The 20,069-nt window shown below is 57.4% G+C and carries 15 protein-coding genes and 2 pseudogenes; 9 read left to right on the top strand and 8 right to left on the bottom strand.

Translation table 11 applies throughout. The annotated features are described in order from the left end of the window. The 5 genes from FHX03_RS31415 to FHX03_RS31395 all read right to left on the bottom strand — a co-directional run. On the bottom strand, positions 1-83 hold an 83-nt coding region (locus FHX03_RS31415), incomplete at its 3' end, for an FAD-dependent oxidoreductase (RefSeq protein WP_183857087.1). Positions 84-151: 68 nt separating this feature from the next. Further along, positions 152-553: a methylmalonyl-CoA epimerase gene (gene mce, locus FHX03_RS31410; RefSeq protein WP_183781019.1), complete on the bottom strand. Its 402-nt coding sequence runs from the start codon at positions 551-553 to the stop codon at positions 152-154. A gap of 8 nt (positions 554-561) precedes the next feature. After that, positions 562-2,697 (bottom strand): methylmalonyl-CoA mutase, encoded by a 2,136-nt coding sequence (gene scpA, locus FHX03_RS31405; protein ID WP_183857059.1) that lies wholly within the window; start codon positions 2,695-2,697, stop codon positions 562-564. Further along, a complete protein-coding gene (locus FHX03_RS31400) occupies positions 2,697-4,703 on the bottom strand; it encodes an acetyl/propionyl/methylcrotonyl-CoA carboxylase subunit alpha (RefSeq protein ID WP_183857057.1) in 2,007 nt (668 codons plus the stop codon). The genes scpA and FHX03_RS31400 overlap by 1 nt, the downstream gene beginning before the upstream one ends. Positions 4,704-4,715: 12 nt before the next feature. Then, positions 4,716-6,248 carry an acyl-CoA carboxylase subunit beta gene (locus tag FHX03_RS31395; RefSeq protein WP_183857055.1) on the bottom strand — a complete coding sequence of 511 codons (1,533 nt, stop codon included), beginning with the start codon at positions 6,246-6,248 and terminating at the stop codon, positions 4,716-4,718. Positions 6,249-6,363: 115 nt separating this feature from the next. Here FHX03_RS31395 and FHX03_RS31390 point away from each other — a divergent pair, with 115 nt between their 5' ends. The 5 genes and pseudogenes from FHX03_RS31390 to FHX03_RS31370 all read left to right on the top strand — a co-directional run bounded on the left by FHX03_RS31390 (position 6,364) and on the right by FHX03_RS31370 (position 12,440). Next, entirely contained in the window at positions 6,364-7,773 is a 1,410-nt protein-coding gene (locus FHX03_RS31390) for a short-chain fatty acyl-CoA regulator family protein (RefSeq protein WP_183857085.1), read from the top strand. A gap of 510 nt (positions 7,774-8,283) precedes the next feature. After that, the gene (locus tag FHX03_RS31385) at positions 8,284-9,669 is read left to right on the top strand and encodes an adenylate/guanylate cyclase domain-containing protein (RefSeq protein ID WP_183857053.1); all 1,386 of its coding nucleotides are present in this window, start codon (positions 8,284-8,286) and stop codon (positions 9,667-9,669) included. A 66-nt stretch (positions 9,670-9,735) separates the two neighbouring features. Further along, positions 9,736-10,105, top strand: a pseudogene (locus FHX03_RS31380) (GTP 3',8-cyclase MoaA); the annotation flags it as partial. Positions 10,106-10,353: 248 nt separating this feature from the next. Beyond that, a pseudogene (locus tag FHX03_RS31375) lies at positions 10,354-10,703 on the top strand (integrase core domain-containing protein); the annotation flags it as partial. A 480-nt stretch (positions 10,704-11,183) separates the two neighbouring features. Continuing rightward, positions 11,184-12,440 (top strand): flavin monoamine oxidase family protein, encoded by a 1,257-nt coding sequence (locus FHX03_RS31370; protein WP_183857051.1) that lies wholly within the window; start codon positions 11,184-11,186, stop codon positions 12,438-12,440. 335 nt (positions 12,441-12,775) lie between these two features. On the opposite strand, the gene FHX03_RS31360 is transcribed toward FHX03_RS31370, so the two are convergent. Both FHX03_RS31360 and FHX03_RS31355 read right to left on the bottom strand, forming a co-directional pair. Continuing rightward, complete coding sequence (locus FHX03_RS31360; protein ID WP_183857049.1) at positions 12,776-13,027, bottom strand: hypothetical protein; 252 nt, start codon at positions 13,025-13,027, stop codon at positions 12,776-12,778. A gap of 230 nt (positions 13,028-13,257) precedes the next feature. Continuing rightward, the gene (locus tag FHX03_RS31355; RefSeq protein WP_183857047.1) at positions 13,258-14,415 is read right to left on the bottom strand and encodes an acyl-CoA dehydrogenase family protein; all 1,158 of its coding nucleotides are present in this window, start codon (positions 14,413-14,415) and stop codon (positions 13,258-13,260) included. A gap of 425 nt (positions 14,416-14,840) precedes the next feature. Here FHX03_RS31355 and FHX03_RS31350 point away from each other — a divergent pair, with 425 nt between their 5' ends. Together FHX03_RS31350 and FHX03_RS31345 are read left to right on the top strand one after the other, a co-directional pair. After that, entirely contained in the window at positions 14,841-16,460 is a 1,620-nt protein-coding gene (locus tag FHX03_RS31350; protein ID WP_183857045.1) for a GMC family oxidoreductase, read from the top strand. Between the two features lie 112 nt (positions 16,461-16,572). Beyond that, positions 16,573-17,333, top strand: a protein-coding gene (locus FHX03_RS31345; RefSeq protein WP_183857081.1) for an IS5 family transposase whose coding sequence is annotated in 2 segments (ribosomal slippage) — positions 16,573-16,906 and positions 16,906-17,333 — 762 coding nt in all. Because the reading frame shifts where the segments join, the coding sequence is not laid out codon by codon here. 88 nt (positions 17,334-17,421) lie between these two features. Here the strand turns inward: FHX03_RS31345 and FHX03_RS31340 are convergent. After that, the gene (locus FHX03_RS31340) at positions 17,422-17,724 is read right to left on the bottom strand and encodes a carboxymuconolactone decarboxylase family protein (protein WP_183857043.1); all 303 of its coding nucleotides are present in this window, start codon (positions 17,722-17,724) and stop codon (positions 17,422-17,424) included. A 358-nt stretch (positions 17,725-18,082) separates the two neighbouring features. Between FHX03_RS31340 and FHX03_RS31335 the strand changes: the two genes are divergently transcribed. Continuing rightward, the gene (locus tag FHX03_RS31335; protein WP_183857041.1) at positions 18,083-19,570 is read left to right on the top strand and encodes an aldehyde dehydrogenase; all 1,488 of its coding nucleotides are present in this window, start codon (positions 18,083-18,085) and stop codon (positions 19,568-19,570) included. Further along, positions 19,519-19,884 carry an NAD(P)-binding protein gene (locus FHX03_RS31330; protein ID WP_246699311.1) on the top strand — a complete coding sequence of 122 codons (366 nt, stop codon included), beginning with the start codon at positions 19,519-19,521 and terminating at the stop codon, positions 19,882-19,884. Before FHX03_RS31335 ends, FHX03_RS31330 begins: the two co-directional genes overlap by 52 nt. Positions 19,885-20,069 lie beyond the last annotated feature (185 nt).

Here is a 20,069-nt window from a genome sequence, read left to right as displayed (position 1 = left end):
AGTTCCGGATTGACCTGCTTCAGCCGGATCGCCGCCGAAAGACCGGCCGGACCTGCGCCGACGATCACCACGTCGAATTCCATGCTCTCGCGTTCAAACGCGCCATCGTCCGCCACTCGATTTTCTCCCGCCGGCCGGTCGCTCGGCAATCCTATATCTGCTCGAACTCGACCAGAGCCCCTTGGAAGTCTTTTGGATGCGCAAAGAGAACCGGCTTGTCGTGAGCTCCAAGTTTCCGCGTGCCGTCTCCAAGTATCCTCACACCAATGGCACGAAGCGTGTCGGCAGCCTCGCCAATTTCCGAAACCTCAAAGCAGAGGTGGTGAATGCCGCCGCTTGGGTTTCGTTCGAGAAATGATCCAATCGGCGATCCCTCACCCAGCGGATGCAGAAGCTCGATCTTCGTGTTTGGAATGGTGACGAACACGACGGTGACGCCGTGTTCAGGCAGGTCCTTGGGTTCGGAGACGTTTGCGCCGAGCGACCTGTATTGCGTCGCCGCCTTCTCAAGATCCGGAACGGCAATCGCGACGTGGTTGAGCCAGGTTAACATGTTCTTCTTCACCTATTCCTCAAACGACCTTCGAGAAGGTCGAGAACGGCCCGTCCGGCATCCATGACGTTGGTGCCTGGTCCGAAGACTGCCGCGACGCCGTGTTCAAGCAGAAACTGATAATCCTGGCGCGGAACGACACCGCCACAGACGACGATAACATCGCTACCCCCCTTTTCTTTGAGAGCCTCGACCAACTGCGGCATCAGCGTGTTGTGACCGGCCGCCAACGAGGAGACACCGATAACATGGACCCTGGATGCGAGCGCCGTATCGGCTGCTTCCTGCGGCGTTTGAAACAATGGTCCCGCCAAGACGTCGAAACCCATGTCGCCGAAGGCCGAGGCAATGATCTTGGCGCCGCGGTCGTGGCCATCCTGGCCGAGCTTGGCGACCATGATCTTCGGTTTACGGCCAAGGCTTCTCGACACGTCGCCGAGGCGGGCAACAAGCGTTTCAAGTTCCGGGTCGCCGGTATAGGCTGCGCCATAGATGTCGTTGACGACTTCCGGGACGGCATAATGATCCCCGAACACCGAACGCATCGCATCCGATATCTCGCCGACGGTGGCCCGCGCGCGTGCCGCCTCGACGGCCGCGGCAAGCAGATTGCCCTGGCCGCCGCTGGCGACTTCGGAGAGGGCTTCCAGCGCCTCGCGCACCTTGCCGCTGTCGCGGCGGCGGCGGGTATCCTCGATCCGCTTGACCTGCGCGGCGCGCACGGCGGCATTGTCGATCGCCAGGATTTCCAGCTCTCCTTCAGTTTCCAATCGGTATTTGTTGACGCCGACGATCACCTCGTCGCCCTTGTCGACCGCCGCCTGGCGGCGCGTCGCGGCCTCCTCGATCAGCCGCTTCGGCAGGCCTTCGTTGACCGCCTTCGTCATCCCGCCGCGCGCCTCGACTTCCTCGATCAGCGCCCAGGCCTTGTCCGCGAGTTCCTTCGTCAGGCTCTCGATATAATAGGAGCCTGCGAGCGGATCGACCACCTTGGTGACGCCGGTCTCGTGCTGCAGGATCAGCTGGGTGTTGCGGGCAATGCGGGCGGAAAATTCCGTCGGCAGCGCGATCGCCTCGTCGAAGGAATTGGTGTGCAGCGACTGCGTGCCGCCGAGCACCGCCGACATCGCCTCGAAGGCGGTTCTAACAATATTGTTGTAGGGATCCTGCTCCTGCAGCGAGACGCCGGAGGTCTGGCAGTGCGTGCGCAGCATCAACGACGACGTTTTCTTCGGCTCGAACTGCTCCATGATCTTCGTCCAGAGAAGACGGGCCGCACGCAGCTTCGCCGCCTCCATGAAGAAATTCATGCCGATCGCGAAGAAGAAGGAGAGGCGCCCGGCGAAGTCGTCGACGTTGAGGCCCTTGGCGATCGCCGCCCTGACATATTCGCGTCCGTCGGCCAATGTGAAGGCGAGCTCCTGCACCAGCGTCGCCCCGGCTTCCTGCATGTGATAGCCGGAGATCGAGATCGAGTTGAACTTCGGCATCTCGCGGGCGGTATAGTCGATGATATCGGCGACGATCCGCATCGAGGGTTCCGGCGGATAAATGTAGGTGTTGCGGACCATGAACTCCTTGAGGATGTCGTTCTGGATGGTCCCCGAGAGTTCGGGCCTCGGCACCCCCTGCTCCTCGCCGGCAACGATGAAAGAGGCGAGGATCGGGATGACGGCGCCGTTCATCGTCATCGAGACCGAGATCTTTTCGAGCGGAATGCCGTCGAACAGGATCTTCATGTCCTCGACGCTGTCGATTGCCACACCCGCCTTGCCGACATCGCCTTCGACGCGCGGATGGTCGCTGTCATAGCCGCGGTGCGTGGCGAGGTCGAAAGCGACGGACACGCCCTGCTGGCCGGCGGCAAGCGCCTTGCGATAAAAGGCATTGGAGGCTTCGGCAGTCGAGAAACCGGCATACTGGCGGATCGTCCAGGGGCGCCCGGGATACATCGTGGCGCGGGGTCCGCGGGTGAAGGGCGCGAAGCCCGGCAGGCTGTCCAGATGATCGGCGGAGGTGAGATCGCCGGCGGTATAGAGCGGCTTGACGTCGATGCCCTCAGGCGTCTGCCAGACGAGCGTTTCCGGCGAGGCTTTCAGTTCCTTCTCGGCCAAAGCCTGCCACGCTTGGATATCCGTCGTCATCATTCGAACTCCAGTATAAGTTCGTCCACGGCAAGACTTTTGCCGACCTGGGCGTCAATGCGTTTGACGACACCTTTGCGCTCCGCCTTCAAGGCATTTTCCATTTTCATCGCCTCGACGACGGCTAGCGTCTGGCCCGCCTCGACGGTGTCACCCACATCGACGCTGATCGAGGTGATGACGCCGGGCATCGGGCACAGCAGGAGCTTTGATGTGTCCATCGCCGCCTTCTTGGGCATCAGACGAGCAAGGTCCGCTGTTCGGGACGACCGAACGCGCACGCGTGCGTCGATGCCGCGCCACCTCAGCCTGATGACAGCACCGATCAGATCGACCTTGACGCCGAGCCGCTCCTTGCCGACCTCAAACGTCGCGTGGCTGCTTCCAGGAAGCCATTGACTGGCGACGGAAAGGCCTACGCCGTCCTCAAACGTGACGCGGGTCGAACCGGCAACAGGATCAACCCCGACTGCAAAGCGCTGGTCGCCAAATTCCACCACCCAGTCATTGTCGAGCTTTCGCCGATGGTTTCCGATCGTCCCCGAGATTTCCGTCGCCCGGGTTTGCACGATCTGATTGACGAAGGCGGCCACGGCTGCAAGCCGCCGGGCTGCCTGCTCACCAGGCTCAACTCCATGGAACCCTTCAGGGAATTCTTCAACAATATAGCCGGTCGTCAAGCGCCCGGATCGAAAGCGCTCCTGCTGCATCACCGCCGACAGGAATGGCAGGTTGTGGCCAATGCCCTCGAGTTCGAAGTTATCCAGCGCTTCGCTCATCGCCGAAATTGCTTCCATGCGCGTGGGAGCCCACGTGCACAATTTTGCGATCATCGGATCGTAATACATCGAAATTTCACCGCCTTCGAACACACCGGTGTCATTGCGGAGCAAGGTGGCGTCCTCGTAGCGGCCCTCCTGCGGCGGCCGGTAACGGGTGAGCCGCCCGATCGACGGAAGGAAATTGCGATACGGATCCTCAGCATATACCCGGCTCTCAATTGCCCAGCCATTCAGCTTGATATCACCTTGATCAAGGGCGAGTGCTTCGCCAGCAGCGATCCTGATCATTTGCTCGACCAAATCGAGCCCGGTCACGAGTTCGGTGACTGGATGTTCGACCTGAAGACGGGTGTTCATCTCTAGGAAGTAGAACTTGTTCTGTTTGCCGTCGACGATGAATTCGACCGTGCCGGCTGAGTGATAGCCAACCGCCCTCGCAAGGGCGACGGCCTGTTCACCCATTGCTTTGCGTGTCTCCGGGTCGAGAAATGGTGACGGCGCTTCCTCAATGACCTTTTGGTTGCGCCTCTGGATAGAACATTCGCGTTCTCCGAGGTAGACGATGTTCCCGTGCTTATCGCCGAGGACCTGAATTTCGATATGGCGAGGTTCAGTGACGAATCTCTCGATGAAGATGCGGTCGTCACCAAACGAGTTTTTCGCTTCATTGCGCGAGGCTTGGAAGCCTTCCCGGGCCTCTTGTTCATTCCAGGCAATGCGCATACCTTTCCCGCCGCCGCCCGCGGAAGCTTTGATCATCACCGGGAAACCGATCTGGGTGGCGATCCGCACGGCTTCGTCGGCGCTATCGATCAAATCCATGTGGCCGGGCACAGTGCTTACACCCGCCTCGGCCGCAAGTCGTTTGGAGGTGATTTTGTCACCCATTGCTTCAATTGCACCAACTGGCGGTCCGATGAATGTCAGGCCTTCCTTCTCCAGCGCTGCTGCAAAGCCCGCGTTTTCCGAAAGGAAACCGTAGCCTGGGTGGATGGCGTCAGCACCCGTGGATCGGATAGCATCCAGGATGCGATCAATCACGATATAGGACTGGTTTGAGGGGGCGGGGCCGATCCAAACAGCTTCGTCGGCCATGCGCACGTGCAGCGCGTTGCGGTCGGCGTCCGAATAAACAGCGACAGTAGCGATACCGAGGCGCTTTGCGGTTTTGATAACGCGGCAGGCAATTTCACCGCGATTAGCGATCAGGATTTTCTTGAACATGAGACTAGCCTGTTAAAGAGGTATCGTGTCGTGCTTCTTCCAGCGAGCATCGACCTGCTTGTTGCGAAGCGAGGCGAAAGCGCGGGCGATGCGGCGTCGGGACGAATGAGGCATGATAACCTCGTCGATGAATCCGCGTTCGGCGGCGACGAATGGATTGGCGAAACGTTCCTCGTATTCGCGCACGCGCGCCGCAATCTTGGCTGGATCGTCGACCTCGCCTCGATAAAGAATTTCGGTAGCGCCCTTTGCACCCATCACGGCGATCTCGGCGCTCGGCCAGGCATAGTTGATGTCCGCTCCGATATGCTTCGATGCCATCACGTCGTAGGCACCGCCGTAAGCCTTGCGGGTGATGAGCGTCACCATTGGTACGGTCGCCTGAGAGTAAGCAAACAAAAGCTTGGCGCCATGCTTGATCACGCCACCGTATTCCTGGGCAGTGCCGGGAAGAAAGCCCGGGACGTCCACGAGGGTGAGGATGGGGATATTAAACGCGTCACAGAAGCGGACGAAGCGCGCGGCTTTTCGCGACGAGTCGATATCGAGGCAGCCGGCGAGCACCGTCGGCTGATTGGCAACGATGCCGATACTTTGGCCCTCCATGCGAATGAAGCCGGTAATTATGTTGCGCGCAAATGACGGTTGGAGTTCGAAGAACTCGCCTTCATCGGCCAGCGCACAGATAAGCTCCTTCATGTCATAAGGCTTGTTGGAGCTATCAGGCATAAGCGTATCAAGCCGCTGCTCCAGGCGCTCGGGATCGTCGTGGAATGGGCGGGTAGGTGGCTTTTCCCGATTGTTGAGCGGTAGGAAATCAAAGAGCAGCCGCATATTTTCCAGCGTTTCAACGTCATCGTCGAAGGCCCCGTCGGCCACGGACGACTTGGCCGTGTGCGTGAGGGCGCCGCCAAGCTCCTCAGCCGTAACGATTTCATTTGTTACGGTCTTCACCACGTCAGGTCCCGTCACGAACATGTAGGAAGAGTCTCTGACCATGAAAATGAAGTCAGTCATGGCGGGCGAATAGACTGCACCCCCGGCACATGGCCCCATGATTACAGAAATCTGCGGGATAACGCCGGAGGCTTCGACATTCCTCTTGAAGACATCCGCGTAACCGGCGAGAGAGGCAACGCCTTCCTGAATGCGCGCACCGCCGGAATCATTGAGCCCAATGAGCGGCGCCCCATTCCGCAACGCCATGTCCATGATCTTGCAAATTTTCTGCGCGTGTGTTTCCGAAAGTGACCCACCGAGGACCGTAAAGTCCTGTGAAAACACATACACTTGCCGGCCGTTGATCGTTCCCCACCCGGTTACGACGCCGTCACCTGCGACCTTTTGATCCGCCATGCCAAAGTCGACACAGCGGTGCGTGACATACATGTCATATTCCTCGAAGGACCCTTGATCGAGTAAGACTTCCAGGCGCTCTCGGGCCGTCAGTTTGCCTTTTGCGTGCTGGGCTGCGACCCTGAGTTCACCACCGCCTGATCGCGCTTCGGCTCGCCGGGTTTCAAGCTGGTCCAAAATAGTCTGCATGTTCGCTCCCTATCTATCCGACCTTCTTAACGAAGCGACGAACGAACGAAAACGCTTGAACGCGGGCAGTTGTGGAGTTATAAAAATTCAAATAGTGAATTGCGAAGTTGCGAAGTTGGCTGCTGGAAAACTCTTCATCGGGCGCAAGGTGCGCGAACTTCGCCTCGAACATGGCACGACACAAAGTCAGTTCGCTGAAAGGCTGGGTATTTCTCTCAGCTATCTTAATCAGATTGAAAATAATCAGCGACCCGTGTCGGCGACGGTCCTGCTCGCCCTTGCCGACAAATTTGGCCTCGACATTACAGAGCTTTCAACCGGGGAGACCGACAGGCTGGCTTCAGCCGTTAGGGAAGCACTTGCAGATCCGCTTTTCGAATCTTACTCGCCGAGCCTCCAGGAATTGAAGCTGATTTTGCAAAACGCCCCAGGTTTTGCGCGTGCTTTGGTGAGCTGTCACCAGGCTTATCGCCGACATAGTGAACAGCTGGCGATCTTGGACGACCGGCTTGGACGGACAGCCTTCGTCGAAGGAACGCCCTACGACGAAGTGCGAGATTTCTTTCATTACGTCGACAATTACCTGCACGAACTTGACATGGCGGCAGAAGCTCTGGCGGCTGAGCTCGGACTTCAGGGTGGCGATGCCCAGCCCCTTCTTGCAGAGTTCCTCGAACGAAGGTTCGGCGTCCGGGTGGTTTACGACGCGTCAATGGCGAGTCACGTTCGCCACTTCGATCCCTCGGAGCGGATCCTGTCTCTCAACCCCTACCTGCCTTCCGAAACGCGAACGTTTCAGATCGCCGTTCAGACCGCCCAGAATTACGCTACGGGCGTCATCGAAGCAATCTTAAGCACTGCCGCGTTTCGGACGCGAGAAGCCGCCGAGGTTTGTAGGATCGGTCTGCATAATTACTTTGCGGGCGCACTTTTGATGCCCTACCAGATCTTCCTCGAGGCTGCTCGACGGTTGCGGCATGATATAGGATTGTTGGCAGCCCGGTTTGGTTCGTCGTTGGAGCAGGTCTGTCACCGGCTTTCCACGCTGCAACGACCGGGTTCGAAAGGGGTACCAATCTTTTTCGCCCGAATAGACCGGGCTGGCAACATTACTAAGCGCCACAGCGCCACCAAATTACAGTTTGCCCGTTTCGGGTCCGCGTGTCCTTTGTGGAACGCTCATCAGGCTTTCGAGGCGCCCGACCGCTTTATCCGGCAATTGGCCGAAACGCCAGATGGTGCGCGCTACCTTTGCCTTGCCACGCGCGTGAGCAAGGGTGTGGGCGGGTTTAGAATGCAGCGCTCGAGCTACGCTCTGGCGATCGGCTGCGAAATCTCCTACGCTGACGCCTTCGTCTATGCGGACGACCTTAATCTCGCAGACCGAACGGCCTTTGAGCCCATTGGCATTTCGTGTCTGACATGCGAACGGACCAACTGCGCGAGCCGCGCCATACCGCCGCTGCGAAAGCACATTTCGGTGGATCATAATGTCAAGGACGCGACGCCATACCAACTCGTCTAAATTGCGAAGAGCGCGATGGCGCAGGTGCGCTAGACCTCTGGATGCTCTCCAAATCGCAGAATGCTCGATTACTTGTAACCGCTGTCCCACCTCCATACCGTCCTTGCCGCCTTCAATTTTGGACAGTAACGCGCGCAGAGTTCAGGGGTCTCGTTTCGACAACTTCAAAGCCGGCGGCACTGGTGAGGCGGGCATGTCACCTTTAGCGCGCATCTCAGCCCGCGGACTCCGGACGACAGGGGCGTCGTTTCCTGAGACTTCCGGTCGGCACAATTAGGCGGCGGCTACCCAGAAGAGACGCCGCCGCTGGTTCATCCAATGAACTTACCGTCACGCCGAAACGTGTTGGGCAAAAAGCGCACCGAGCTTGTCAAAGGGGATGAAGAATTCGCAATGACGGAATGCGGACTTAGATCTTCCTTTCATGAGAGGAACTCATAAGATTTTGCTGCCTGGTAAGACTAAAACATTCGGTCCCGCCCGGATATAGGAATTGGAGCTGATTGGCGGATGCGCGCGTTCGGCGATCAGACATCAAACGATAAGAGGCTAACCATCCAAAAACCGTGGAGCAAATTTAAAGCCTGGCTGGAATACAATGCCGTTGCCGCTGGCGAGCGAACTCTTGAGCGAACACAACGGGCGGGCTTTGTTCTTGCCGTGCTAGGGCGCACTGTGGCCGTGGCGCTTCTCGCCTTCGCCTTCCTCTGGGGCTATCACTACCCAACGAACGTTGTGATCTTTGCGTTCACCTTCTGCCTGGCTGTGGCAGGGTTACTCGCCTTGACAACGGTGAACACCCGTTTCGAAAGCGCGGCGCGTTATCTGTTTTTCGCGATGGATGCGATTCTTGTGTCCTTGATCCTGGTCTACGCTCCCCTTAGCAGCGGAGATAACATCCCCCAGAACCTCGCTTTCCTGACAAGTCGGGTGCAGTATTACTACGTCGTCATCGCTGCCTCGGTGTTGACACTCTCTCCCGGGCTTGTCATTTCGACCGGAACGGCGTGCATCACGGGTCTTGCTCTTTCGACAATCCGGATCGTCGCCTCGATGCCCCACGTCCTGACGTTCGACGACCTCCCGTCGGGACCTTCTCGCCGGGTCTTCTACCAGGTCGTCCTCAGTCCGGACTTCATCGGCATTGCATCACGTGTCGAGGAAGGTTTGATTATGGCCGCCGTCACCGGCATCGCCGCCGTCGCTGTCCATCGCGCCCGGTCCGTCGTTCGCGCCCGGCTGGAATCAGAGAAACGGCGACGGCAAATTCAGCACCTTTTTGGCAAATATGTCCCAGCTCCGATCATTCGCGAACTTGAGCATGACGGCCAGCTCACGCCGCAGATGAAGGACGCCACGTTATTGTTTGCTGATGTTGAAGGCTTCACGGCGATCGCTGAGAACCTTGCCCCGGCACGAGTGATCGCACTGCTGAACGAGCTCTTTTCAAGCGTGGAGGCTATCGTGGGCGAGCGCGGCGGGCTTGTGGTGAATTACTTCGGCGATGCCCTGATTGCCTCCTTCAATATGCCTGTTCCACTTCTTGATCACGCCTTCCAGGCGGTATTGGCCGCGCAAGACATTCTTGACGCCGTCTCACGCACCGAATTTGACGGGCGACGCCTCAAGCTCAGAATCGGCATAGCAACAGGGACCGTGGCAGCGGGAACGGTCGGAGGTGAAGCACGACTGTCCTACACCCTTTATGGCGATACAGTGAACCTGTCACAACGGCTCGAGGCGTTGAACAAAAACCACAACACGCAATGTCTGTTGAGTGGCGACACATTCGAGCGGATCGCTGATCGGGTACCTGGGCTGAAGAGCCTGGGCGTTCTCGAAGTGCGCAACAGGAAGCAGCCTGTTGCGGTGTATGCGCTTCCCAACCCCGAGTAGTCGACCGAAGCCGACCTCTCATGGCGCCTCGATAGGGAAAATCTCTGGCGTACGGCCTCGTCAAGCCTCTCCAAGCTGCGCGCCGAGCTCGAAAAGCAGTTTTCGATGAGTGAAATCGGCTACCGCCCGGGCGGCCCCGCTCGCTATGTCACGTCAAGGAGACCAGCGGCCGCCTGGGCTTCATCACGCCGATCACCATAATTTCTGTGAGAGCTGCAACCGCGTACGCCTGACCTGCACCGTCACGCTCTACATGTGCCTTCGACAGAGCGACGCCGCCGACCGGCGCTCCGCCGTGCGCGCCGAAGACGACTGCTTGCTCTACGCCGCGATCGACGAAGCGATCTCCCGCAAGCCCGAGGGCCACGACTTCATCATCGACCGCACGCATAATCGCTCCGCCGTCAGCCGCCTTATGAGGGTCACCGATAAGTGACCTGATAGATCTCTCTCAGAAAGGAACACCACATGAAGATCGACAGAAATGGTTCTGATCTGAACGCTTAACTGGACCAGTTTTGGTTAGAGTTTTCCGGTACATTTTCCTGGCTGGGAAAGGAACGGAAGACGATGAAGGCATCGCAGTTTTCGGACGCTCAGAAAGCATTTGTTCTGAAGCAGGGTGACGAAGGTGTGCCGGTGGTGGAGATCTTCCGGAGGGCGGGAATCGGCCAGGCGACCTACTTCACCTTGGAACGGGTGTGCCGGAACGTCGGCTATCCGAAGACGATCCGTGTCGACCAGGGGCCTGAGTTCGTATCCCGCGATCTTGACCTTTGGGCCTATGCAGAGGGGGTGACCTTGGACTTCTCACGCCCAGGAAAACAGCAGGACAAGGCCTTCATCGAGGCACTTAACGGCCGCTTCCGAGCCGAATGTCTGAACCAGCACTGGTTGCTGACCCTTGCGGATGCCCGCGAAAAGATGGAGGATTGGCCCAGAGACTACAATGAGGTTCGGCCGCATGTGCCGTCGGCAATAAGGTGCCGATCTCACTAATGAATTCGGGAGGCGCAACCAGCCCGCCTCCCTGAATGAAGCCGGAAAACTCTAGTCTGCGCTGGTCCAGAGTTTGGGGGCGGATCAGTTCCATAGGCATCTATCAAGGGTCCGGCGGACTGGTTCACGGGAGCAGTCCGCATCGATCGCCATTGCGGCGAGCGAGACGAGATTGGCTCGACCACGTGAGCGAAAGATCAGTACCCGGCAATCCCAGAGATTGAAATGCCGCGCGCCGGCGCCTCCAATGGCGCAGGTGGTCAGTGGCAGGCCTTTAGCGTCCTACCGGATTGGTGAACCATATCGATAACAGCAATCTATGTGTGCCGACTAATCAATCAGTTTCTTATACGCTAGCGTTGGGGGAGAGGGTCAGCTTGATTGTCGCTCGGGTTTCGTAGGCTTGAGTTTGGTGCCTGTTGGTTACGCCTCGGAGAAACCGATTTTAGCAACACAACGAAAGCTGAGAGACAAGACCATCGTGACCTTAGCGGTGGTGCAAAGGGGAGGGCGCAATGAACAAGGACATTGACATCGTGATAGTGGGCGGCGGGGCTGCAGGCATTGCAGCGGCTCGGCACTTGGATAACGCGCGGTGTTCGTTCGTTCTGCTGGAAGCGTCGTCTCGACTTGGAGGACGGGCCTGGACCAAGATGACAGCGGGTCACCCGCTCGACCTCGGCTGCGGTTGGCTGCATTCGGCCGATCGCAACCCTTGGACCAAGATCGCAGAAGATGACGGATTCGTCATCGATCGAGCAAGTCCAGCTTGGAGCACGCAATTTCGAAATCTGGGATTTGCAACGGATGAACAAGCAGCGGCTGGACGAGCGATGCAGGACTGGCACGGTCGTCTTCAAGGCTTGATAGAGCGCACCGACAGCGCCGGCGACGGTCTGACCCCTGACGGCGAATGGAATAATTATATTCGGGCAATCTGCGGATTTTCCAATGGTGTCGCCCCCGAAATGATGTCGGCTGCGGATTATTTGGCCTACGACGCTGCATGCACCTACAATAACTGGAGGATTCCTGAGGGATATGGCTCGATGATCATATCCTCATTGCCATCGCGAACGCCGCTCTTCCTCGACACACCGGTCAACAGGATCTCTGATAACAGCAACGGATTGAGGATCGATACTAAGCGTGGCAGCCTTTCAGCGCGCGCCGCAATCCTAACGATGTCGACCAATGTCCTATCGGGGAACTCGGTCGCACTTCCGCCCGCGATCGATCCTTGGCGGCAGGCGGCTTCACTTCTGCCTTTAGGTAGCAATGAAAAGCTGTTTCTCAAGATAAAGGACAATTCCACATTCCTTGCCGAGACGCACCTGATCGGAAATCCCAAGGTTAGCGAAACGTGCGATTTTTATATTCGTCCGTTCGGTTGGCCAGTCATAGAATGCTATCTTGGCGGAGAAAGCGCCAAAATCGTCGGCCAGTATGACATTGCAGCAGGCTTCGAATTGGCAACTGAACAGCTTGTTAGACTCTTCGGCAGTGACGTTCGCAAGAAGGTTACCCCGATTATAGGCTCTAACTGGGGCCGTACCGAGTTGATTGACGGTGCGTACAGCTCTGCAAAACCAGGCCACAGCAAGGCGCGCCAGGTCCTCGCACAGTCATGGGACCAGCGCCTCTTTTTTGCGGGGGAGGCGACACATATGCACGACTACTCGACGGCGCACGGCGCATATGCAAGCGGCGCGCGGGCTGCGGGCGAGGCATTGTCGGCGCTAAAAAGCCGTCAGTTGCAGTTGGCTCTTTGACGCTTGAACGGCGGCCCGAAGCGAACAGCTTATCGCGGCGCCATTTTGCGTTCGCGGGATTGACTCGTTGTTCTCCCTGCATATGGCGGCCTGCCAAGCCGAGAAGGCGGCATCGCAGAAGCTAGGAGGCGCTGGACCCTTCGCCGGAAGCCAGGAAGGCCGCGCGATCACGGTAGCGCCTTAGGACGCATGATCCCATCCCAAGCAGATGAAAGGGTCTGGATGCGCCCGTAATAAGCGGCGCGTTCAGCATTCATTTGCGGGAGTTCGACAACGGTTCCAATTTGATCGGGCGGCTCGTAGTAGACCGCCGCTCGCGACAGCCAGAACGGCAGTCACTTCGAGGAATCCATTCTGCTCCAGATGTCGCTGAGCGGCGTCCATGTCATCCGGCCAGAAGGCGATATGATGCAGCCCTTCACGACCGCATCGAGAAACTCTTTATAGCACGATGGTGCATCGTTGGACTGATGGATGAGGTCGATTTGCACGTCACCGAAATAGGCAAAGTCGAGCGTGATATCTACGTCCGTCGGCCGTTTCCAATGCACAACGTCGCGGCCACCGCGCGAATTCTCGATCACCACGAACGGCCCGACCCTTCAGGACTTGGCCCAGAAAGCCATCGCCTCGTCGAGGTTCCAGACCACGTAGGCGAGTTGCAGGCGCCTGCCGAGTATCGCTGTTTGCGTCAGATTGGCTGGCAACATTCGTTGTTTCCTCCGCGGCTAGGGCGCGTCACGCATGCTCACGAATTGCCAATGGAGCCACTCCACCTTGTCACGCGAAGCGGAGTGGACTCACCTTCTTGATGTGATCACGCGCCCTTGGGGGGACGTTGGCTGAAGCGTCGATCGAAGATGAATTCAGCCATTCGGTTTTTCATCATTTCGACCGAGCCGCCGGCAATCATCCAACCCTTAGTGCGCAGCATGCAATACTCTGCCAAGGTTTCGCGGCTGTATCCCATCCCGCCCATGATCTGAACGGCTTCACACGCAACCTCGAATCCGACCTGATTGCAGGCGAGCTTTGCAAGGGTGGTATCGTATGCGGACGGAAGACCAGTATCTGCTCCGACCGCCGCCTTGTAGAGAAGAAGTTGGGCGGATTCGAGTTTCATTGCCATGTCGGCAAACTTCCATTGCAGCCCCTGGAACTCGCAAAGTGCCCGGCCGAACTGCTTACGTTCGATAGCATAGTCGCGTGCAAGGTTGTACGCATGGCGACCGATTGCCAAAGATCGGGCGGTATTGCCGATCCGTTCGGCGTTGAAGGCGGCGATCTGCTGCTTGAAACCACCCGGCCCGAGCAGCAGGTTATTTTTGGGCACGCGCGCATTTTCAAAATAAAGCGGGCACCACTCCTCGCCGCTCATGAATTCCGATGGCTCACCAACTGTGAATCCTGGCGTCCCCTTTTCGATGATGATCGACCCGATACCATCGAGACCCGGAGCAAATCGGCAGTAGACAAGAAAGATCGAGGCGTCGCGGCTATGCGTCCCAAAAACTTTCTGACCATTGACGATATAATCGTCGCCATCTTCTTTCACGGATGTGCGCAGATCGGTCGCAGCAGATCCCGCTTCAGGTTCACTCATACCAAGCGAGATAACTATTTCACCCGAAAGAAGGGGTGCGAGCCACTTAGCCTTTTGCTCCGCGTTCGCATATTCTGCGAAAGTTCTGATTGCACCGAAATTCCCCGCCTGGATGATATCGGCGCTCTTAGGGCAAACCAACGCCATCTGCTCGATCGCGATGACGGCATCCATTAGAGTTCCACCCATACCACCATCTTCGGGTTTGATGGTGATGCCAAGGAGACCCTGACTTGCGATCATTTTGGCTTCCGCCCACGGGTATTCCTTGGAGTGGGCCCGCTTGAGGGCTCCGTCCTTCAGCTTATCATGGGCGAAGCGGCGAACGCTTTCCGCAAAAAGCGCCTGTTCGTCAGTGAGCGCGAAATCCATAAACTCCTCCAATTCGATCGGGACTAACCTTAAAGCCGCTGGGGGAACATCCATTCATCGACGAGCCACAAACGGCATTATCTAAGCTAATCTCATTTAATAGGACATCTTTCAAGCGGTTTTTGAGTGGGGTGATAACGCTGAAAAGGGTAAGGGAGCGGTTGACGAGATGATCTCCTTGTCCGCAAGAGCGGACGGAGAGACGCAACTCTCTCGCGACAAACCCTCGGCGAGCCGCCTGCCGGGTCCCCTGCCACGCCCAGACAAGTTGGTTCACATTATAGGATTTTATCTCTATAGCTGCGCTGGACCGTTGGAAGACAAACGCTCGCCCTAATCTGACTCAGTATGCATTGAAGAGAAAGTGGCGCAGGCGACACGATGTCTGCAGTGGCACGGTCGATAGGCTGAGGGAGGGCCACATCGTGGAGACATACGACTACGTGATTATTGGAGCAGGATCGGCGGGCTGCGCAGTCACGCGAAGCTTGGTAGAGGATCCTGAAAACCAAGTGCTGCTTTTGGAGGCAGGTTCTCACGCGAACAGATTTTGGGTCAATACCCCTGCTGGGATGGCGAAGCTCTATTTCCATAAGGATTTGAATTGGAACTTTCACACCGAGCCAATGCCGGCGCTTAACAATCGCCAGATGTATTGGCCGCGAGGAAAGCTTCTGGGCGGCTCAAGTTCCATCAACGGCATGATTTTCATCCGCGGCCACCGGAGCGATTTTGACTGTTGGCGAGACCAAGGCAATCCAGGCTGGGGCTACGACGATCTTCTTCCTTACTTCCGGCAGATGGAACATTTCGAACGGCGATCTGATCGTTGGCGCGGTCAGAATGGGCCGCTTTGGGTGAGCGACCCGGTCAAGAAAATGCCATCGAGTTATGACTTCATCGAAACAGCCAAGCATTTGCAGATTCCAGAGACGGAAGACATGAATGGCGAGGTGCATGATGGCGTCGGTTTCATGCAGCATACGATCAAGAATGGACAGCGCTGGTCCGCATATAAGGCATTCGTAAAGCCGATCCTCAACCGTCCGAACTTAACGCTACGAACCGAGGCGCATGTGCAGCGCATCTTGTTCGAGGGGTGCGTCGCCGTCGGAGTGGAAATTCTTCATAAAGGCGAGCTCAGAAAAATACGGGCGAGACGCGAGGTTATTGTCTCGAGCGGAGCGATCAATTCGCCAAAACTGCTCATGCTGTCGGGTGTGGGCCCGGTCGATGAACTGCGGCGCCACGGTATTGCAATCAACCTGGCAAGCGAGGGCGTCGGCCAGAACTTGCAGGATCATTTCTACATTCATACCGGCTTTCGTACGACGCCGGAAAGCTCTTATAACGAACGCATCAGGGGCATACGAAAATACTGGGAAGGCTTTAAGTACCTTCTGACCCGCAAGGGTTACCTGGCCTTGGGTGCATCCCAAGTAGCCGCTTTCGTCAAGAGCGACCCGAGCCAGGACTATGCAGATCTCCAGATCAGTTTTCGCCCAATGACGTTTGATTTCCATCCTTCTGGGCGGATGATCGTCGAGACGTTTCCCGGTGTCGGTGCCTCCGTCTATCTTTGTCGCCCCAAGACACGTGGCACGATCACGTTGCGATCCGCCGACCCTTCCGACAAGGCAGTCTGCAATCCGAACTTCATGACCAACAGCGATGACATCGCCGCGATGATCAGCGGGTTCAAAATCACCCGGCAAATTATGAACACGGAGCCAATGGCCTCCCGTGTGATCGCCGAGGAGCTGCCCGGGCCATCGGTTAAGACGGACGAGGATATCCACCGGTATCTGCAAGATTACGGAGCAACGCCACAGCACACCGTCGGTACCTGCAAGATGGGCAATGATGACTTGTCGGTTGTGGACGAACGCCTGAAGGTTCGCGGCGTTGAGCGCCTGCGGATCGTCGATGCGTCGATCATGCCGCAGCTCACCTCTGGAAACACTAATGCGCCTTCGATTGTCATTGGCGTCAAAGGCGGCGACATGATCCGCCAGGATGCTTTGCCGCGTCGGCTCTCCGCTTAGAGCGTGGCGGGCGCTGGCCCGCTATCAGCGACAACGGGCTCTAGGAGTCGTGGACTCTTGGGATTCCCAAAGGTGAGCAAATCAGATTCAAGACTGTCTTTTGGAGGCAGTCATGGGTGTTTTAGATCGTCTCATTCTTCGCGATGACCAGTGGGAGCGGATGTCTCGTCATATCATTGGCGACGATCGCACGCGCGGTTCGTCTGGACGTGACAATCGCATGTTTGTGGAAGCGGTCTTGTGGATCGTGCGGACGGGTTCGCCCTGGCGCGATCTGCCGGAGGTGTTCGGTGATTGGAACAGCGTGTTTCGCCGCTTCAGCCGCTGGAGCCGAAAGGGTGTCTGGTGGCGTGTCTTTGAGGCGATGTCGGAGGATACCGACTTCGAATATCTGATCGTCGACAGCACTATTATTCGCGCCCACCAGCACGCCTCCGGCGCAAAAGAGGGGCTGAAGATCAGGCCCTTGGCCGTTCCCGCGGCGGCTTGAGCACCAAAATCCACATGGCGGTGCGTGGTCTTGGATGCCCTGTCCGCTTCGTCCTCACCGCCGGTCAGAAAGGCGATGCACCGCAAGCCGATCTCCTGATCGAAGACCTGCCAGCCGAGGTCGTCATGGCCGATACGGCCTACGACAGCGACCGGCTACGCAAACTCATTGCCGACAAGGGCGCGCAAGCGGTCATCCCGAACAATCCCTCGCGTGCCAAGAAGTATCCACTCGACAAGCAACTCTATGCTCAGCGTTATCTCGTCGAATGCTGCTTCTCGAAGCTCAAGCAGTTTCGACGCATCGCCACACGATATGAGAAAACCGTTCGAAATTACAAAGCCATGATCGCTCTGGCCGCAACAATCCTATGGCTCAGATAAGTGTCCACAGCTCCTAGACTGTGTGATCGGTACCCGCTACGGCATGTCCTGGCGTCGAGTAGGGTACGCCTCTCGGATGACGCCCACTTCAGCGACCGTTACCGCCGCCGTCTTCACCCGCTCTGTTTTTGAAATTTTCGAACTCCTCGACGACAAGTGGAAGCGCTGTCGACATGCCGTGCAAGTTTGATAGGCTGACGATTTCCAGAGCTTCCAAAATTTCATCCTTGCTCGCGCCCGCTTCCAGGGCCGCCTTCGTTTGGCCCGAGACGCCCCCATGATGAAATTGGAAAGCGTTCAAGGATACCATCAGGATGTGTTTGAATTTTTGTGGCAAGCTGGAACGGCGATAAAGTGGGTGCATGACTGTGTCATGGAGGCGCTCAAGCATGTCGGTTCACGCTCCGCCAAGATCTTCGTCCAGCCCCGTGCAGTACCGCGGTCAAGCTCGACCCGATCGAGGACCTCCTTTGTTCTTCTTTCGTCACTCGTCATGGCCAACGCGCCTCATCCATGTTGGCGTAAAATATCTCTAGTGGTGCGACTGAGGTCAACATGGATGGTATCGGCCTAGCAACTTCTTGAGCTAGGCTCTGGTGCGAGTATTTGACAAAATCCTACCTTGTAGGATATCTTTATACGACTGATTGGCAGTATTGATCGAAACACAGCCGTCGCGCCTCACGAAACGGTCGGGCCGGCGTTACAGGCACGTCAATGCAAAGCGACCATACAGGAGTTATAGCAGCATGAAGACCTACCAGCATTGGATCGGCGGAAGACATTATAGCCCGGCCTCAAATGAATGGATCGACACGACGGAACCGTACACGGGCAATGCCTGGGCAAAGATCGCCAGGGGCAACCAGAAAGATGCTGACGAAGCCGTCGCCTCGGCCCATGAAGCTATGTTTAATGGCCCTTGGGCTCGGATGAACCCAACCGAGCGTGGACACATCTTGCGTCGTATCGGCGATCTCCTGTCCGATCCGCAAAACGCCGAGCGATTGGCCCAGTACGAATCGCGCGACAATGGAAAGATCCTGGCGGAGATGCGCCATCAGCTGAAGACTATCCCAAGCCACTGGTATTACTTTGCCGGAATGGCAGACAAGATCGAAGGGACGGTCATCCCGGTCGACAAGAACGAGATGCTCGCGATGACTTATCGGGAACCGGTAGGCGTGGTAGCAGCGCTGACAGCCTGGAATTCTCCCCTCGGTTTCGTTGCCCTCAAGTGCCCGCCATTGCTGGCGGCGGGCTGCTCTGTCGTCGTAAAGCCTTCAGAATTTGCGTCGGTAAGCACGCTCGCTTTTGCAGAACTCACCAAGGAGGCTGGTCTTCCAGACGGCGTCCTGAACGTCGTCACCGGCTTCGGACAAGAAATCGGTGCTCGGCTCGTCGAGCATCCAGATGTCGCCATGGTCACTTTCACCGGGTCCGATGCGACGGGAAAGCGGATTTACGAAACCGCGGCGCGGGGGATGAAGCGGGCGGCGATGGAGCTTGGTGGCAAATCGCCAAACATCGTGTTCGAAGATGCTGATTTCGATCAGGCCTTGTTGGGTGCAGTAGCAGGTATTTTCGGGGCGGCTGGCCAGATGTGTACAGCCGGTTCAAGGCTTCTGGTGCAAAACTCGATAAAGGACGAGTTCATCGCACGGCTCAAGGATATGGCGCGCAACTTGAAACTCGGTGATCCCGCCAGTGCCGATACGCAGATAGGGCCCATCGCCACACAACCGCAGTTCGAAAAGGTGCTGCACTACGTCGATGTCGCCAAAGCCGATGGCGCCGATTGCATTTTGGGTGGGCATCCCGCAACCGGCCCGACCTTGACGGGCGGTCTGTTCTTCGAGCCGACTATCTTCACCGGCGTCACCAGCAAGATGCGCATCGCGCAGGAAGAAGTCTTTGGGCCGATCCTTTCGGTTATTGGCTTCGAGAACGAAGAAGAGGCTGTCACAATCGCCAATGATGTCATCTACGGCTTGGCTGCTGGCGTCTGGACGCGCGATATCGGCCGAGCCGTGCGCCTGTCAAAGGCACTGCATGCTGGAACAGTGTGGGTGAACACCTATCGCGCCTATAGTGCCATGGTTCCTTTTGGCGGGGTGAAGCATTCCGGCATTGGCCGAGAAAGCGGCCTTGACGCAATCAACGAGTTCTTGGAGACCAAGAGCGTATGGATTTCGACGGCACAATGCGGGCCAGCCAACAATTTTGTTCAGCGCTAGGGACGGATATGTCCGACTTCAGTTCTGCTCAAGACACCGGCCGTTGGGACTACATCGTCGTCGGTGCTGGCAGCGCGGGCAGCGTTGTCGCCGCAAGGCTAAGTGAAAATCCAGGAACCCGGGTGCTTCTGCTTGAATCTGGTCCTCCAGATTCGCTCCTCCTGAAAGCGTTTGGCCTTGGATACTATTTCTACCTGTCGCGCTACGAGTGGGGTTACTGGTCCGAACCCGACCCCACTCGGAACGGACGGACTGATCACTGGCGGCGTGGGCGGGTTGCCGGCGGCACGGGAAGCATCAATGGCATGAATTAACGCGGGCAACGCGCTCGGACTACGACCGATGGGCGGCCATGGGCAATATCGGATGGTCAGCGGACGAGGTGATGCCGCTGTTTCGAGCCTTGGAAGGTGTTGAACCGCCTTTCGAAAATGACCCCGACACCGCGGTGCGGCAGGTCCAGTACCTATTCGAGAAGTGAGACAGTGTCACCCTCACC

The sequence above is a fragment of the Rhizobium sp. BK456 genome (assembly GCF_014194045.1).
GTDB lineage: Bacteria > Pseudomonadota > Alphaproteobacteria > Rhizobiales > Rhizobiaceae > Rhizobium > Rhizobium redzepovicii.
The sequence above is the reverse complement of the archived record's forward strand: the minus strand, read 5'-3'. Positions and strand labels throughout refer to the sequence as shown.